Raw genomic sequence first — 16,557 nt, 5'->3', positions numbered from 1 at the left:
GTTATGGTGAAACAGCTCTGGGAAAAGGAGCCAGGCCTCTCCCTGGCGCGTCACACCACTGGGCAGGTGTCGCGTTTGCCTGGCATCCGTGCCGGCGCTGAGCCCCGATCATCCTGACCACACGGCTCTTCACCAGACTCTGCTAGCCCGGATTTCTCATAGTGCTCCAACAACCTTCGCAGACCAAGCCTGGTAGTGCCAGATCCGAGTGGTCATGGTCGAAGTTGGCGATTATTTAGCCAGTTTCCGGCATTCAGGCACAACTCCCCCTTTCCCCCATTGGTATCGGGCCGGGGGAGCCCGATTATCTACTGGGGCACCAAGCGCTGAACCAGTGCTGAGAGATCGTTCTTGTGTGGATAGCTATCACTCATCAACACCCGTATTCGGCGGGTGTTGCGGATGATGACTGCGCCAACCTTGATCAGCTTCAAGCGCAAGGTGCCGGCACTCATACGTTCGAAGGGCGTGTTTTTCAGATGCACCCGCAAACGCTCGAACAGGGTGTAGGCGAAGCCGGATAAGATCAGCCGCCACTGGTTGGTCCACCAGTGTGTGCTGGAGGTGCGACCGGCAAACAGATCCAGTTGTTGATCCTTGATCCGGTTCTCCATATCACCCCGTGCGCAATACTGTTCGTAGTAGAGCTTGAATCCGTCATCGTAGCGGGAGCTGATAACGAACCGGGGGTTCGGGCCTTGAGGGCCATATTCCAGGCGCGCAACCACCCAGCGTGGCTTATGCCAGCTTCGGGCTTTGTAGCGGAAGCGGAAGGTGCTGGCGAGCTTATGGCCATGAGCCTCGTAGTAGGTCCGGACTTTGTCCATGGCTGGGGCGGCAAGCGCCTCCAGCCGCTGGTTGCGGGCCATGCCTACGATGTAATCCACCTGGTTGCGATCGCACCAGGCCAGCAGTCGGGGCTTGCTGAAGTGGGAGTCGCCCCGGAATACGATCCGGGTCTGTGGCCAATACTGGCGAATAAATCGCACCAGCAGCGCCAGAATGGCCCAACTGTGCCGGGCATCACCCCGGTTGCTGGTGCGCAGATAGCTCACCAGCAAGTGCCGGCCGCAGAAGACGTAAAGCGGGAAGTAGCAGTGATGGTCGTAATACCGGTTAAAGAATTTACCCGGCTGATCCCCATGCACCGGGATATCGGTGCCGTCAAAATCCAGCACGATTTCCTTCGGCGGCTCTTCGTGTTGTTCAATAAAGTGGTGCCAGAGCAGCTCATGGGCCTTCACAATGGTTTGCCGGTCCATTGCCTGTTCCATTCGGCACAGCGTGGATTTGCCAGCCAGAGCGGAGGCGTTACCCGTGGCGGTTTGTAGTGCCTGATCAAAGCGAAGCGCTTCATGATCATTCAGATCTTCGTAGCCGCTGGCCACGCCGTAGACGCGCTGCCGGATCATGGTGTTGAGCCCATGACGAATCATCCGGGGATCCCGCTGGTCGGTCAGAGTCTCGGCCAGCCGTTGGGTTAACCGGTGTTGTTTGTCGACTTCGCGCAGTAACAACACACCGGCATCCGAGGTGATATGGCCTCCGGAGAAATCGGCTTCAATCTGGCGGCGGGAGAGTGGCGAGAAGGTCAGTTTTTGAGGTACCATTTTGGATGCGGCTACTGGTGCTTGGTGGATTGGTTAGGTTCTTGAAACTATAGCACTTTTAGCCGCTTCTTTTTATCCCTTCATGAGAAATCCGGGCTAGATAGGCGTCTATCGGAAGCCGAGATCACTGCAAAACGATTGGGAAATCTCTCACAGCAGGACAGACTCAGCCGCACGTTTTACTATGACGCCCGCAATGGCCGTTTATTCATTCGAGGAGTGGGCAGTGAAGCACTTCCAGTATCCTATACTGGCGCTCACGCTGCTTATCGGGTTTACACCTGTAGCAGCTGAGACAATCAAAAAGACGTCTTCCGGCATTTGTCATCCACCTGAAAGCTCATATTACGATCGCACCAAAAATTTCCACGCCTTTGACTCAATGGAGACATGCTTGGCCCGTGGCGGTCGCTTACCCAAGCAACTGGCCTCCACTGATGCGCCCAAACTGAATGAAGATCCCGCCGATTCGTACAGACGATCAGCCTTCGGTCATGGCTGGGACGATGCCGATGGCGACTGCCAGAACAGTCGCGCTGAGGCATTGATCGCAAGTTCCAGTAAACCGGTGCGTTTTGCGAGCGATAAACGTTGCCGGGTCGTTGCCGGTCGTTGGGTCAGCCCATTTACGGGCAACGTTATCCTGAATAGCCAGGATATTGATATTGACCATGTGGTGCCACTCAAGTGGGCATGGGAGCGCGGGGCCAATACGTGGCCCTCGGAGAAAAGGGAAAAGTTTGCGAACGATCCAGTCAACCTTTGGCCGGTCGAGTTGGCGTTGAATACGAGTACTATAACAATATAAAATATCCCAAATGATCGTATGAGTGAGTGAATAAGCGTTTTTAGGTTTAGTAAACATACTAATCTAAAATCCTAAAAGTTAGCTGAAAGAAACCATGGCGTGACTTCTGTTCATGTAGTAGCACGCAAAAAAATCACCCCACTTTTGCGTCCACTCGGTTTTCAAAGCGGACCTTTCTGGACGTTCAGTTAAGCTCAAGCTCTTTAAACAAAAGCGAACATTCGAGTCAGGCCTTCCTTCTCCCCCCCGAAGGTTCCAAGCTCGTCATTGGCCTTTGATTCATCATGGTTGATGGAGCAACTTTCAGGTGCCAACTAATTCCGGTATAGAGTTAGCGATAATGGGCTAAGCCGATGTTTACCCCGATTGACCTGCCCCCAGCTTTCCAAAGGCCAAAAAAACTGGATATGTGAAGCCCGGCAAAAGATGAACATAAGCATCCGACAATCAAATCTTGAGTCACGGGCTGCTGCCGTATTCCGCAGCAGCTAAGCATTACTTTCCAATGGCAAGCTTCGTTAACTCAGGCATCCTCCTGAATAAGAGCAGCGAGGTCATGCCGAATTTCTTCCCCGCTCAAATCGGGCCGCATTAAAAGGCGAGGGTTACCTTCGCGATCAAATACATAAATCGCGCTGCTGTGTGACACCGCATAATTTCCATCAGCGTCAGGTTCGTCATAACCGAAGGTTGTCCTATATCGTTTTGCCAGTTCACGAAGCTGGGGTTCTTTTCCAGTGAGCCCTACAATATTGTCACCGAAGAAATCCACGTATTTTGCGAGGCGCTCGGGCGTGTCACGTTTCGGATCGACACTCACGAACAAAGTGAGTACTTCATCCTGAAGCTCGGGGTCCAGGCCACTGGTTACCTGATTGAGTTTTTGCAGGGCGGTCGGGCAAACATCGGGGCACGAGGTGAACCCGAAAAACAGCATTCTCACGCGGCCACTGTAATCATCGCCAGATACAGACTTGCCCTGGCTATTGATCAGGTCGAATTCCAGCTCAGGCATCAAGCCACTGATGTTTTTACCGTTCCAGTCTTCCTCGTCATTGCCAAAGCAACCAGTCAGCAATAGGGATGCTATCAGCGTTAAGGTCGCCGATATGATGTTGGCTGTCGCCAGAAGCGAGTTCTCATGACGCTGTTTCCTCAAGTTGTTTGGATTGGTTGGTATATTTTCCGTCCTGATGCATGGCTCGCCGGAGCATCAGAAGAATGCCAAGAATGCTCATCATGGCCGGAGGAATATAGGTCAGCATGCCGCCCAGAAGCTGGTCGACTTCTGGATCCAGCGGCCAGGCCCTGCCACAGACTTCGTAAACGTCATAGACCATGTCACGTGAGAACACGATCCACGCCCCAAGAAACATCTGAAGCACACCCGCGGCAGCCAGAACCAACATGCGTCTGCCATACCCCAACGATGAGGTGATCGCCGGCGGTCTTGGGTCAAAGATCAACCACCAGAAGAGAAGACCATCCAGCAACATGCTCCAGTTCATGACCCAGTACAGCTCCCGGCTGAGCATGGCGTCGAAATGGATCGATGGCCACAGCCAGAAATAAATGAGCCCAACAAATAGGAAAAGGGCGATAAAGGGCTGTTGCAGAACCTGATAAACCCAACCCAGAGGCCGTAGCGCGCGCCTCCAGCCCGGGCGGATTTTTTCAAACCAGAACCGCATGACCGGTAAAGGGTTGGACAGGGCGATAAGGATAGGCCCGATGTGATGAAGAATCAGATGCTGGCCCCGATGGACGAAGAACATGTATTGCGCGTAGTAATCGAAGCGCGTCTGCATCACCGCATAACAGATCAGCACCCCCAGGGTGAACGCAAAAATCCGTAGCGAGCCAGGCCGATCCTAATCCGGCATCCGAATTAGCCCGACGCCATAGAACCCCATCACGAGCATGTAGCTCAGCACGGTCAGCGGCGAGAAATCGTAGGGTAGAAGGTAGTCAAGCAGTGACATAGCGTTGCCGGTTTTGTTGTTATTCCAGTGACTCTACCTTGGATGTCACCAGGTCGTACAGTTCCTGAGGCCCCAGGCGGCTCAAGATGTCTCCGTTAACGTAGAATGTTGGGGTTCCGGAAATTCCAACCGCCTTAACGTCCGCAGCATCCTGTTGAATAATGCCGTCAATCTCGGGTGAGTTCATACCGGCCCGGGCGGCTTCTACGTCAAGCCCGGCTGACGCCGCCGCATCCCATGCTGCGGTGACCTTTGGATCATCGTGCCATTTCGGCTGTGCTTCCATAACAGCGTCAAGCACCGGTTCATAGATTCCCTGTTCACGGGCGGTTTCCAGAATTCTGACGGCCTCTTCCGAGCCTTTGTGAAACAATACGTAGCGCAGTACCAGACGCACGTTGTCCGGGTAGGCAGCCTGAATCTGTTTCACATAGGGATGCATGGCGCGACAACCTTCGCAGGATGGGTCGAAGAACTCGACAATGGTTACCGGCGCGTCCTCAGGGCCAATAACGGGAGAGTAATCCCTCACCAGTGGCGTTTTTTCAACAACGGCGGGTTCATTAGTGCCCTGGGAGCGATCGTAAATAACAAAAGCACCAGCAAAGACAACCAGACAAAAAAGAAGGAGACTGATGACCAGGGTTCGGGTTTGCACGGGAGATCTTCCTATTTTAAATGAGTTTACGGGTTTCAGATTATTCAGGTGTCCGGTAGCAGCCGACTAGGCACCCACCGCAGATAAAGCATCATTCCAAACAGTTCCAACAAAGACTGGACGACAATCACCACGACGGCCACAGCCCAGGCCTCTGGCATTGACAGTGCCAAAGGTAAAACCACGAAGGAGTTGCGTGTTCCTAGGCTGAAGATGACGGTGCGACCGGTTTCTACCGGTAATCGAAAGACCCGGCGCAGAGCCTTTCCAACCAGAGCCGCAGCTAGAAGATAGGCCGGAAACAGAATCATCAAGGGCCAGATAAGTGAGCCGGTACTGTCGATCTGGCTGACCTGTGTCATTGAGATGATGAACAGTACGACTGTCAGCAGAGGGACCGGCATCAGACCCATGAAGCGAATGAACCCGATGGCTTTTCTGGAGTTTTCGGCCCATTTTTCAGTCAGAAATGCCAGGATAAGCGGGACAATAATCAGCCCGCCAAAGGCCGGCAGGAGGTGCCGCCCAAGCTCAAGATTCACGTCGAACTGATTACCCATGAAAAGCCAGAGGTAAAGTGGAAGAAGACCCAGTTGAGCAATCAGCAGAACCGGTGTTGCCGCAATGGCTCGGGTGCTGTCCCCCTTGCCTAGGTGAGTGAAGGTGACAAACCAGTCGGTACAGGGCATCAGCAATACCAGAAGCACTCCCAACTTCAGCGCGTCATTGTCCGGCAGCGCCAATATCAGCAAGGCAGTGATCGCCGGCATGACCAGAAAATTTCCGGTGAGCAAGGCACCCATGAACCGACGGTCCCGGAACATATCAGACAGGTGGGTCAACGGTGTTTGAGTAAATGTGGCGTAGAGCAGAACTCCGAGCAACCCCCAGATTAAGTAATCCGGCACACTGTCACCGAGGGACGATGTCCAATCCACAGACAGTCCGAAAACAACAGCGATGAGGTAGGCCCAGACCTGGTGGCGTTCAATTACGTCTCGCATGGCGTGCTCGTAACCGAGTGGAATGTCGGCCATTCGCAGCATATCTGCCACACGGTACCCTTTTCAGCAGCCCTGCTAGCCATGGCCATAAGTATGGGCATCTTTGTGACTGTGATCAGGATGTTCAAACTCCAATGTTGAATGAGTGATGCCGAACTCGTTTTCCAAAGCTCGTTTTATCCCACCCTTGACTTTTTCAAGTTCATTCCAGGCACTTATTTCGACCACCACATGGGCGTCGAGGGAGGCATCATGCTCACCCATCTGCCAGAAATGTACGTGGTGAAGGTCTAAAACGCCTTCTACGTTTGATAAAGCCTCGATGACAGAATCTGTGTCGATATCCAATGGACTACCCAGCATGAGTGTCCGGATGGTTCCGCCGATTTCCGTTAGACCCAGGTAGAGAATATAGCTTGCGATACCAATTGTGATCGCGGGATCAACCCAACGCATGTCGTACAGGAGAATCAGGGCGCCGCCTACAACGACTGCAATTGACGCAAACGCATCAGACAAGTTGTGTAGAAACAGCGCACGGATGTTGACGCTGTCCTTTTGCATGGAGTAAGTAAGCAGCGCGGTCAAACCATCCACTACCAATGCGATAATGCCAAGCCAAACTACCCACCACCCCTTGATTTCCGGGGGATCTATGAATCGCATGCCACCTTCGTAGATCAAATATGCCCCGATCATTATCAAAGTGGTGTAATTTATGAGTGCCGCAACAACCTCAATTCTCCCGTAGCCAAAGGTCATCTTCGAGTCGGCCGGGCGGCGTGCAATCTTCCGCGCCGCAAATGCGATAAATAGTGACGCCATATCCGAAAAGTTGTGTATAGCGTCGGCTATCAGCGCCAAGCTGCCAGCGAAGATCCCTCCAGCGATCTGAGCCAAGGTTAGGATACCGTTCGCCCAGATAGCTACTGCAACTCTCTTATCCTTAGTATCCGGTGACATGTGAGCATGCTCGTGGCCCATTGTTTTCTCCTTGGTCGTTGCTGTTCAATTAAACGTAGTCGCAACACTCGCTAAGCCTGGCTCAGAGGGCTTAGCGAGTGTTGCGACCGCGCGAAAACTAGCCATTCTGGCGATTTTCCATGTTATTCCCGGCACCTTTCTCGGCTGTGAAGCTCGTGACCAAAATCATGGCCACGCCCAGGACGATGAACACGTCGGCAAGGTTGAACGCCGGCCAGTGCCGGGATTGCCAATGAAAATCCAGGTAATCGACAACATAGCCTCGAAAAACTCGGTCGATGACATTTCCAAATGCACCGCCAAGTACCATCGAATAGGCTAGTGCTTCGGTTCGCTTATGGCTGTCCCGAATCAATTTGACCAGAACAGCCGAGACGACAATGGCTATCGCAATAAAAAAATATCGCTGCCAGCCACCGCCATCGGCAAAGAGACTGAAGGCAGCGCCTTTATTCCATACGTGCACCCAATTAAAGAAAGGGGTGATCTCAACCGATTGTCCGTAAGCCATGGATTGCTGGACGAGCCATTTAATAAGTTGGTCGGCCAGAGCTATAAGTGCCGAAAAGCCGAGAAAAGTGAGCGTAAAAAAGCGAGAACGGTCTTCAGACATCGAATTATCCTTTTAGCGCAAGGATGCGCTTGGCACCAATGAGTACAATGCCTCCCACAATACCGCCAATAACCAGATCCGGGTAGTTGGAGCCGGTCCAGGCAACAAGAAGGGCTGCAAGGATAACTCCCAGATTGATAACCACATCATTGGCCGAAAATATCCAGCTGGCTTTCATGTGAGCACCGCCGTCACGGTGTTTGGCGATCAGGAGCAGGCAACTGATGTTGGCAATAAGGGCCACAGATGCGACGGCCATCATCATTGACGACTGGGGATCACTGCCAAACAGAAAGCGCCTGCCAACTTCAACCAGTACCCCAGCGGCAAGGATAAGCTGGAGTATGCCAGCCACATGCGCCGCTCTGACCTGCATTTTGATGCCGTGCCCAACGGCGTAAAGCGCGAGACCGTAGACGGCGGCATCGGCAAGCATGTCTAGCGAGTCTGCAATCAGGCCAGCGGACTGGGCGATCAGGCCCATCGTCATCTCGACCAGAAACATCAGGCCGTTGATTGCCAGCAGTATCCATAAAGTGCCGGATTCTTCGCTTTCGTTGGCCTTAGAAGATTCAGCCGCTCTGACGGATTCAGCGCTGGCGTCTTCTGTCCGCTGCAAGGAAGCACCCAAGCCCAGGTTTTCCAGTTTGCTGGTAATAGGACCGGTTTCTCCATGGTGGATAATTTCCAATGTACGACCCGATAAATCGAATGACAGCGACTGAATGTTTTCAACGCCAGTCAGTGCCATTCGAATCATTCGCTCTTCCGAGGGACAATCCATTTTTGGTATTTTGTAGGTGCTTAGCTGGCTACCTGTTTCGGCGGTGGCGCGTCCCTGAAACTTGTCATCTACGACAGAGTCTTCACTACCACACTGCCCATTGCAGGGTTTGCTCATTTTCTCGGCTCCGGTTTTCGTACAAATGATGCAATTTAAAACCCTGTAGCCACTACAGGGTCAATAACTAATCTACACTAGTAGTCGTCAAAATCGGCGTTTGTCTGGATAAAGATCTACAATGATAAGTGCGATGATGTGGACGTCTAATTTTATTTCGAGGGTAAACTTTATGATTTCATTTAAAGGACTTACAGCAACCGCTGCGTTGTTGGTTTTTCCTGCATTCGTGCTAGCGCATGGTGATCAAGGCTCATGGCAAGGGCATGGTCCTGGCATGATGATGGATCAGGAGCAAATGCAACAGATGCACCAGAACTGGTCTCACATGAACCAGCTGATGCAACGCATTCCTGATGAAGCTTCACCGCAAGAACGGCAACGATTGATGCGAGAACACAGGGAGGCGATGCAAGAGCAAATGGGTTTTATGCATCACGGTATGATGGGCCCCGGCATGATGCGTGGACAAAACGGCATGATGGGAGGTCAGCACATGATGAACGGCGGCGGTAAATCAAAGAATGGTGGTAGTCTGTCTAACGAGCAACAAATTCAGATGATGCAGGAGCGCATGGATCAAATGCAGCTGATGATGGAGCAAATGCTGCAATACCAGCAAAATCTAAAGGTAGAGTGATCGAGAAGCCTTCAAATACTTTTACTTAACAGACGCGTAGTAACTGGCGAGTTTGATAGGCTGAAGTTTGTGAAAACGGCGCAGTAGCTGGGTTTCGGTCTCAACGAAATCCCTGGCCTTTTACGGCTGGAAGATGGCGCTCTGGGCACCACTTCGAATGTTCGCTTTGCGACCGTAGTGGCTCCCTAACTCTCCTAAACAAAAGCGAACACATGGGTCAGGACTTTCCTATGAATCTTCCAAGCTAATCACAAACATTTCATCCAGCATCATCGGCAGAGCAAACTGCAGGCGCTGAATGGATTCATGGCACCGATGGCCATGGTCGTCTAAGCTATTGTTTTATCGATTCATGTGCTGAGCGATTGTTAGTTCAAAGTCAGCAGTAATGGCACAGTGAAAATTTCGGAACTCCAAAAGCGCTTGGGATGAATCTGAGAATATAAATGGACGCTACTACCAGGCCATATAGATCTAGGGAAGCGTAAGCATGGACCACACCCACATTGTTCACGCAGGCGACTTGGAGCGTTACGCGCCTACGAGAGACAGCCAATCAGTCATTCCAGAACTCGTTTACTGGCTTGTTAAGCAGTCCAGTTCAACCCTCGCCGTTTGCAGAATTCCCTATGGTGATGCTGTGAACCAGCCTGGTTGGGACGGCATGGTTGAAACGGAGGAGGGATTTCTCGAGTTCCTTCCAGAGGGCAGGTCGTATTGGGAAATTGGAACTGGAGCCGATCCTCAGAGTAAGGCAACTGATGATTTCAAAAAGCGAACTGACGAAATTGGTGATAATGAACGCGCTGATTCCACCTTCGTGTTCGTGACTCCGCGGTCATCGGGCGCCGGGGGTTGGAATGAACCCGAGCAAACGAAGTGGTTGGAACGAAGGAAAGGCAAAGGATGGAAACTGGTACGAGTCATAGACGGCGTTAAGCTCGCCGACTGGTTAAGAGAATATCCGGCCGTTGGAAAATGGCTGGCCAAGAAAATGAATTTGACAGAAAAGCTTGGAGGACTATCGACCGCAACCGAGCACTGGCACGATCTAATTTCAGAATGCTCTGCGGAAGACCCGCCCTTTCCGCCTCAACTATTTACTGTCGGACGGTCTGGAGCATGTGAGGCTTTACAGGCACTATTTGAAGGAAAGACACAGGTTCTCATGCTCTTCGCTGAGAGTCCGCAAGACGTCGCGGATTTCGTCTCGGCTTTTCTCGCAGGACTGGACCCGGACGCATCTGGGAGTTTCAGCAATCGTTGTCTTTACATTAACGACGAACAAGCCTGGAGGAGCATCGTTGAAACCCGATCCCCTCACGTTCTAGTTGCGGACCCTCGTCTTGGCCTAGAAACCGATGAAGGTGCAACACTTCAGTCAATAGCCCGTCGTAAAGGCCATGCAGTGGTGGTGCCTCTTTGTGGCGCATGGTCAGGGAGCAGCCCGGAAATCCTAAAGCTACGGAGTCCGTCGCGATCACAAATCGAGTCGGTTCTCAAAGAGTCTGGATACACCGATATGCGCGCCAGAGAGCTTGCTAGGATTGGAGGCGACCGAATTTCTGCTCTTCGCCGCCACCTGCGAGGCTACGGAACTCTGCCTCCGTACGCCACATGGGACAATGCGACTCTCATCGCGCAAGCAGGTCTGGTGGGGAAATGGGATGGATCAAGCCCCGCAGATCGCTCCGCGTTGGAGATGTTGCTGGGAAAAAGTTACGGGGAGTGGATCGAGATCCTGAGACCTGACACGCTTCGTTCGGACTCTCCCCTGATTCAAATTGACGAAAGGTGGCGGTTTGTTGCACGTGGCGAGGCGTGGGGTTCACTCGGTAGTCGGATTACCGATGATGATCTAGATAAATTTCAGAAGACGGCGGTATATGTGCTCGGGGAGCGAGACCCCAAATTTGACCTTCCCAAGGACGATCGATTTGCCGCGAGCATTCATGGCAAAGTGCTGACTCATTCATCTCTGATTCGGAAAGGAATTTCCGAGACACTGGCATTGATCGGAAGCCGTCCAAAGGCACTGACTTCTTGTAGCGTCGGGAAAGCAGAGTCCACCGCTCTTCTAGTTGTGCGAAGCTTATTGCACCAGGCGAATTGGGATCGCTGGGCTAGCCTTGATTCAATTATGCCGCTTCTGGCTGAAGCTGCGCCCGACGAGTTCCTCGATGCAGTGGAATCTGTTCTTGTCGATCTAGAAAACACGCCATTCCATAAGATCTTCGCAGAAGAGGGAGGAGGTGGACCGGGTGGCTGGAACTATATGAGCGGACTTCTTTGGGCTCTAGAAACCTTGGCTTGGTCTCCCGAATTCCTCTCCCGCGTCTCAGTTATTCTCGCCGATATTGCCTCGTTCGATCCCGGTGGGAACTGGACTAATCGCCCGTCGAACTCGTTGGCAGATATCTTCTTGCCATGGCATGTGCAGACCACTGCGCCATTCGAAAAGCGTAAATCGGCCGTTGAGGCTGTCGTGAGAGAGCAACCGGATGTTGGCTGGAAACTTCTCCTGGCTTTATTACCACACAGTCACGGATTCACTAGTGGGTGTCATCGCCCTGTTTGGCGCGACTTCATTCCGAAGGATTGGAAAGACGGTGTCCTGAGAACCGAATATTGGGAACAGATCACTGCCTTCACTGATCTCGCCGTTTCTCTAGCAAAGAGTGATTCAGAGAAGCTCTGCGAACTTATCAAAAGGTTATCGGATTTACCAAAGTCTGCTCATGAAAGCCTGCTCGACCATCTGAGCTCGGACGCTGTTGTATCGTTATCTGAGGCGGAGCGCTTGCCTATTTGGGAAAGTCTTGATGAGTTGGTTCGGCATCACCGGAAATTTTCCGGTGCAGATTGGGCACTCCCAGAGGATGCGGTCAACAAGATCGCGGAAACTGTGGAAGCGCTCGCGCCAACCTCACCAGCATTTAAATACCATCACCTTTTTGGCGGCAGGGATTTTGATCTGTATGACGAGAAAGGAAATTACGATGAGCAGCTCAGGCGACTAGATGAAGCACGTCAAGTCGCTATTGTTGAAATCATAGGTGACAGTAATGTCGATACCGCCCTGAACTTCGCTGCGACGGTCGCCGCCCCTTATGAAGTAGGTCGAGCGCTTGGCATGATCGCATCTGATGAGATGGAGAGTTCAATATTGCCCTCGCTGTTGGATACCAAGGAAGACATAACGGCTCAAGTTGTTGCCGGGTTCATTTGGGCTCGCTTCTGGAAACTCAAATCTGAATGGGTGGATGCAGTTCTTGAACGGGCGTGGTCTCCAGAGCAACAATCCAAGTTCCTAACCCTCCTTCCTTTTGAAGAGGAAATATGGAAGAGGGCTGCCTCCCACCTGACCACCGCTCACGAGGCACTGTACTGGAAAAATGCGAAGGTGAATCCTTATGGTCCAGATCGCGACTTGACGGTCGCTGTCGAGAAACTGCTCGAATATGGACGCGAAGGGGCGGCGGTCATGTGCGTTGCTCACATGGCGCGCAATAGGTCGCTGTTCATTGAACCTCTAGCCACGCGCGCTCTTCTCGCTGTCATTGGAAGTGAACGTGGAATTGAAGAGCTGAACAGCTACCAGACAGTTGAATTGATAAAGCACCTTCAGGAATCCGAAACAGCTGATAAAGACTCTCTTTTCCGAATTGAATGGAATTTTCTCCCGTGGCTTGATCGATTCTCATCTGGATCACCGGTCACTCTGGAAGAACAAATTGCCTCTGATCCAGCTTTCTTCGCCGAGGCGATTGGGCTCGTTTTTCGCTCCAAAAATATCAACGAGAATGATTGCGACGATCCCGATGAGCAGAAGAAGTATCTCGCTAAAAACGCATACAAACTTCTCACCGAATGGAAACGTTGTCCCGGAAGCCAAGATGATGGAACGTTCAGTGCGGAGGTTTTTAACGCGTGGTTCCAGGAAGCGCGTCGGTTAACAGAAAAGTCAGGGCATGCAGAAGTTGCTCAAATTCAAATTGGCCATGTATTAACCTGTGCTCCACCGGATCCCGACGGATTATGGATTCACAACTCGGTCGCTACAGCGTTGAACCTTCGCGACACGAGCAAAATGCGCTCTGGCTTCACTACACAGCTCTTCAACGATCGTGGAGTTCATGGGTTCACTCATGGGCAAGAGGAACTTAGGCTTGCGAACGAAAATCGGGAAAAGGCGGAACAGCTCGATTCCAAAGGTTACACACGGTTCGCTACGGCAATGCGCGAGTTCGCTGAACAATATGAGCGTCAGGCTGAACGCGAAGCTGAACGCGATCCATATGAAGACTGATTAAATTGAGCCGAACAATGCGCCGCACCAGGCGGCAATTCCGCTGCGTTCTATTGTCGCCGGTGAGCCTTGGAGTATTCGCCCAAGCAAAATGTCCGCTTTGCGACCTCAGCGTGCTTAATCTCCCGGAATCTCGGCGACAAAAAAGGTCCGCTTCTTATCAAAAAACGGACGTAGCCTCGATTTCAATTGAGGGCTCTGCCCTCTCGCCGCAAGCGGCGATTCGCCCGAGGTATTTAAGGACCAGCGATTTTATCGCCGGATTCTGGCGCACGGCGCTCTCTCCGATACCGATAGCGTTGGCGACTTCGCCACGGTTTAGCTGGCCCCGAAAGACGATTTGCTTTAAATCGTCATCGGTTTTCGTAGCGGCCCAACGCTGAAAGGCAACAAGGTTTTCGCGAGCTTTTTCTTGTCCGTTAGTCATTCCCGATACTCAACGCTTTTTCAAGGGCATCCACAAAACCGTTTCTGAGGACAACCTTGCCGTTTTGGTCCTTGATGCTGCCGCGTTCTGTTTTAGTCCAGCCCTTTAATTTAAGGGACTCCTCAGAGATGGCGTCTCTCAATGCATCAATCTCGTGACTCAACAGGCTCGGTAACCTCGATTCAGATTTGTCTTCAGCACCCGCTCGGTAGTCAATTTCCAATTTCTTGATCGATGCAAACCTTTTTGTTAGTGGCCAATTAAAATGACCCACTACTGGCCATTTATTTTGACCCACCTCCGGGTGGCCGTCAGGCCACAGAACCAGCTACTGTCCCCCGCTTTTATCGATAGCCGGGGGCATGTCAGTGAAGGAGTGGGTTGTGATACACAAAATCAAGGCACTGCACGATAACGGCAAAGGGTTGTCGATCCGCGCCATCAGTCAGGAACTGGGGCTGTCCCGCAATACCGTCCGCAAGTATCTGCGGATGAATGAGAACGCGATTTCAGAACAGATTGAAGATCCCTCACGCACCAAGCGCCTCGATGATCACCGGGATTATCTGGTGCATTTGCTCAAGCAATTCCCCAAGCTCAGCGCCGTCAAGATTGCCCGTAAGCTTCAGGCAAAGGTCGGCGACTTACCGGCCTCAGACCGTTCCATTCGCCGTTATGTGCGAGTGCTCAAGGAGGAAGTGGCCTCGGCCCAGATGCGCTATTACGAGCCCATTCTGGAGGATGTGCCCGGTGTTCAGTGTCAGGTGGACCCCGGTGAGTTGCGCGGCGTGCTGATCGGTGGCGAAGAACGCACGCTGCATTTTGTGGTGTTCGTGCTGTCGTACTCGCGGTTGATGTACGTGGGCCTGGCCTTCCGCCCGCTGGATACCCAGACGTTTATCCAGCTCCATGACGAAGCCCTGCGGTACTTCGGTGGCCTGCCGGATGAGTGCGTTTACGATCAGACCAAGCTGGTGGTGATCAACGAACAGTACCGCGAACTGACGCTCAACCAACGGTTTCATGAGTATGCCACCACGGCTGGATTCCGGATCCATGCCTGCGAAGGCTATGACCCGGAGAGCAAGGGCAAGGTGGAAGCCGGTGTTAAGTACGTCAAGCAGGATTGCCTCTACGGTGAAGTCTTCCGGGATCAGGAACACGTGCGTCAGCACGTGCAGGATTGGGTTGAGAGCGTGGCCAATGTCCGCATCCACGGCACCACCGGCGAACCACCCCGGGAACGCTTCGAACGGGATGAGCGAGAACATCTGGAGGCCTACCTGTCACCGGCTTGCGTACAGCCTGTGGCCCGCGAGACACGGCAGGTGGACAAGACCGGCCTGATCGCTTGGAAGGCCAACAAGTACTCCGTGCCCATGGCCTGGCAGCAGGCCCGGGTGGGCGTTCTGGAGTCCGGCAGTCAACTCCATATCAGCGACCTGAACACGGGCGAAGTCATTGCCAGTCATGCGCTGTGCGCCGACAAGGGCAAGGTGATCAAGAACACCCATCACTACCGGGATCATGCCCAGCGCGTGAACAAGCTGGAAGCTGGCATCAACGCCCTGATCAGCGACGAGACCGGGCACCGGTTGTGTCAGCAGCTCAAGCGCTCCGAGCCCAAGATCTACAAGGATCAGTTGGTGGCTGCCCGTGACCTGCTCAAGCGCCATGCGCCGGTGGATCCAGAGTTGATCACAGCGCTGGCAGAACGCCCCGGCATGACGGCCACACGACTGCAAAACTACCTGGAAGCAGCCCAGGCGGCCGTTCTGCGGGAGCGACAGCCGGAATCGTTACCGGAACCCAAGCAGGCATTGGATCTGAGCGCCTACCAGCGTCTTGGCCGCTCCAGTGGCCAGGGGGTGACCCATGAGCCAGCTTGAACAGACTGTAGCCCGTTACCGCAGCCTGCGCCTGAGCGCGGCCGCCGATGAACTAATCAACCTGCTGGCCGAGGCAGAAGCCAACGAGATGTCCTATCTCAGCTTCGCGGATCGGCTTGCCGAACACGAACTGGTTCAACGGCAGGACAAGCGCATCCACCGGAATCGGAAGATGGCCGCGTTCCCCGCCGAGAAGCGCCTTGAGGGCTTCGACTACCGGCACCAGACCACCATTAATAAACGCCAGGTGAACGCCTTGCTGGACTTCCAGTTCCTCGACGAACGGAACAACCTGGTGTTCATTGGCCCGCCGGGTGTGGGCAAGACCCACCTGGCCATCGGTATTGGCCACAAGGCAGTGGAAGCTGGTTACCGGGTATTGTTCCGCAATGCCCTGGATCTGGTGGAAGAGCTGGAACTGGCCGAGATGAAGGGTGAGCTGAAAAAACGGGTCAGCGCCCTGGCCAAATACGACCTGCTGATCATTGATGAGCTGGGTTACCTGCCCATGACCCGGCAGGCCCGCTACAATCTGTTCCAGTTGATCAACAGCCTGTACGAATACCGGTCGATCATCTTGACCACCAACAAGGACTTCACCAGTTGGGGCGAGTTCTTCCACGACGACAACGTGGCGGTGCCGATCATTGACCGGGTCATCCACCATTCGCACATCTTTATGTTGGGAGGAGAAAGCTATCGACTGAAGCAAAAAGCCACAAGATAGACTAT

General features: G+C 53.0%; 14 protein-coding genes and 1 pseudogene. 5 read left to right on the top strand and 10 right to left on the bottom strand.

Translation table 11 applies throughout. The annotated features are described in order from the left end of the window. Positions 1–308 precede the first annotated feature (308 nt). On the bottom strand, positions 309–1,610 hold the full coding sequence (locus tag AC5JQH_RS22465; protein WP_493805489.1) for an IS1380 family transposase: 1,302 nt from the start codon (positions 1,608–1,610) through the stop codon (positions 309–311). Positions 1,611–1,836: 226 nt separating this feature from the next. On the opposite strand from AC5JQH_RS22465, the gene AC5JQH_RS22460 reads away from it, so the two are divergent. Then, the gene (locus AC5JQH_RS22460) at positions 1,837–2,418 is read left to right on the top strand and encodes an HNH endonuclease family protein (protein ID WP_493806089.1); all 582 of its coding nucleotides are present in this window, start codon (positions 1,837–1,839) and stop codon (positions 2,416–2,418) included. 523 nt (positions 2,419–2,941) lie between these two features. Here the strand turns inward: AC5JQH_RS22460 and AC5JQH_RS22455 are convergent. The 7 genes and pseudogenes from AC5JQH_RS22455 to AC5JQH_RS22425 all read right to left on the bottom strand — a co-directional run bounded on the left by AC5JQH_RS22455 (position 2,942) and on the right by AC5JQH_RS22425 (position 8,560). Continuing rightward, complete coding sequence (locus AC5JQH_RS22455) at positions 2,942–3,529, bottom strand: SCO family protein (protein WP_031211045.1); 588 nt, start codon at positions 3,527–3,529, stop codon at positions 2,942–2,944. Positions 3,530–3,557: 28 nt separating this feature from the next. Then, positions 3,558–4,400, bottom strand: a pseudogene (locus AC5JQH_RS22450) (cytochrome c oxidase assembly protein). Between the two features lie 19 nt (positions 4,401–4,419). Beyond that, positions 4,420–5,058 (bottom strand): DsbA family protein, encoded by a 639-nt coding sequence (locus tag AC5JQH_RS22445; RefSeq protein ID WP_011786689.1) that lies wholly within the window; start codon positions 5,056–5,058, stop codon positions 4,420–4,422. A 44-nt stretch (positions 5,059–5,102) separates the two neighbouring features. Beyond that, positions 5,103–6,095 (bottom strand): arsenic resistance protein, encoded by a 993-nt coding sequence (locus AC5JQH_RS22440; RefSeq protein ID WP_197492701.1) that lies wholly within the window; start codon positions 6,093–6,095, stop codon positions 5,103–5,105. Positions 6,096–6,137: 42 nt separating this feature from the next. Next, on the bottom strand, positions 6,138–7,046 hold the full coding sequence (locus AC5JQH_RS22435) for a cation diffusion facilitator family transporter (protein ID WP_023011863.1): 909 nt from the start codon (positions 7,044–7,046) through the stop codon (positions 6,138–6,140). A gap of 97 nt (positions 7,047–7,143) precedes the next feature. Beyond that, on the bottom strand, positions 7,144–7,659 hold the full coding sequence (gene lspA, locus AC5JQH_RS22430) for a signal peptidase II (RefSeq protein ID WP_023011862.1): 516 nt from the start codon (positions 7,657–7,659) through the stop codon (positions 7,144–7,146). Positions 7,660–7,663: 4 nt separating this feature from the next. Next, positions 7,664–8,560, bottom strand: a complete 897-nt coding sequence (locus AC5JQH_RS22425; RefSeq protein WP_072678654.1) for a cation efflux transmembrane domain-containing protein — start codon at positions 8,558–8,560, stop codon at positions 7,664–7,666. A gap of 172 nt (positions 8,561–8,732) precedes the next feature. Here AC5JQH_RS22425 and AC5JQH_RS22420 point away from each other — a divergent pair, with 172 nt between their 5' ends. Continuing rightward, positions 8,733–9,200, top strand: a complete 468-nt coding sequence (locus AC5JQH_RS22420) for a hypothetical protein (protein WP_041343552.1) — start codon at positions 8,733–8,735, stop codon at positions 9,198–9,200. Positions 9,201–9,690: 490 nt separating this feature from the next. Next, entirely contained in the window at positions 9,691–13,509 is a 3,819-nt protein-coding gene (locus AC5JQH_RS22415; protein ID WP_493806088.1) for a hypothetical protein, read from the top strand. Between the two features lie 160 nt (positions 13,510–13,669). Here AC5JQH_RS22415 and AC5JQH_RS22410 read toward each other — a convergent pair whose 3' ends face one another. Both AC5JQH_RS22410 and gmtX read right to left on the bottom strand, forming a co-directional pair. Continuing rightward, positions 13,670–13,936: a VPA1267 family protein gene (locus tag AC5JQH_RS22410; RefSeq protein ID WP_011783462.1), complete on the bottom strand. Its 267-nt coding sequence runs from the start codon at positions 13,934–13,936 to the stop codon at positions 13,670–13,672. Beyond that, positions 13,929–14,234 (bottom strand): gamma-mobile-trio protein GmtX, encoded by a 306-nt coding sequence (gene gmtX / locus AC5JQH_RS22405; RefSeq protein ID WP_493806087.1) that lies wholly within the window; start codon positions 14,232–14,234, stop codon positions 13,929–13,931. Before gmtX ends, AC5JQH_RS22410 begins: the two co-directional genes overlap by 8 nt. Before the next feature lie 85 nt (positions 14,235–14,319). On the opposite strand from gmtX, the gene istA reads away from it, so the two are divergent. Together istA and istB are read left to right on the top strand one after the other, a co-directional pair. Further along, a complete protein-coding gene (istA, locus tag AC5JQH_RS22400; protein WP_082640780.1) occupies positions 14,320–15,825 on the top strand; it encodes an IS21 family transposase in 1,506 nt (501 codons plus the stop codon). Further along, a complete protein-coding gene (gene istB / locus AC5JQH_RS22395; RefSeq protein WP_053112996.1) occupies positions 15,812–16,552 on the top strand; it encodes an IS21-like element helper ATPase IstB in 741 nt (246 codons plus the stop codon). Before istA ends, istB begins: the two co-directional genes overlap by 14 nt. Positions 16,553–16,557: the final 5 nt, after the last annotated feature.

The organism is Marinobacter sp. H13, assembly GCF_059072335.1.
The sequence above is the reverse complement of the archived record's forward strand: the minus strand, read 5'-3'. Positions and strand labels throughout refer to the sequence as shown.

Coding starts and splice junctions, on each gene's coding strand:
- AC5JQH_RS22465 (WP_493805489.1), bottom strand. CDS start 1,610: ATGGTACCTCAAAAACTGACCTTCTCGCCACTCTCCCGCCGCCAGATT.
- AC5JQH_RS22440 (WP_197492701.1), bottom strand. CDS start 6,095: ATGGCCGACATTCCACTCGGTTACGAGCACGCCATGCGAGACGTAATT.
- AC5JQH_RS22435 (WP_023011863.1), bottom strand. CDS start 7,046: ATGGGCCACGAGCATGCTCACATGTCACCGGATACTAAGGATAAGAGA.
- lspA (WP_023011862.1), bottom strand. CDS start 7,659: ATGTCTGAAGACCGTTCTCGCTTTTTTACGCTCACTTTTCTCGGCTTT.
- AC5JQH_RS22425 (WP_072678654.1), bottom strand. CDS start 8,560: ATGAGCAAACCCTGCAATGGGCAGTGTGGTAGTGAAGACTCTGTCGTA.
- AC5JQH_RS22420 (WP_041343552.1), top strand. CDS start 8,733: ATGATTTCATTTAAAGGACTTACAGCAACCGCTGCGTTGTTGGTTTTT.
- AC5JQH_RS22415 (WP_493806088.1), top strand. CDS start 9,691: ATGGACCACACCCACATTGTTCACGCAGGCGACTTGGAGCGTTACGCG.
- AC5JQH_RS22410 (WP_011783462.1), bottom strand. CDS start 13,936: ATGACTAACGGACAAGAAAAAGCTCGCGAAAACCTTGTTGCCTTTCAG.
- istB (WP_053112996.1), top strand. CDS start 15,812: ATGAGCCAGCTTGAACAGACTGTAGCCCGTTACCGCAGCCTGCGCCTG.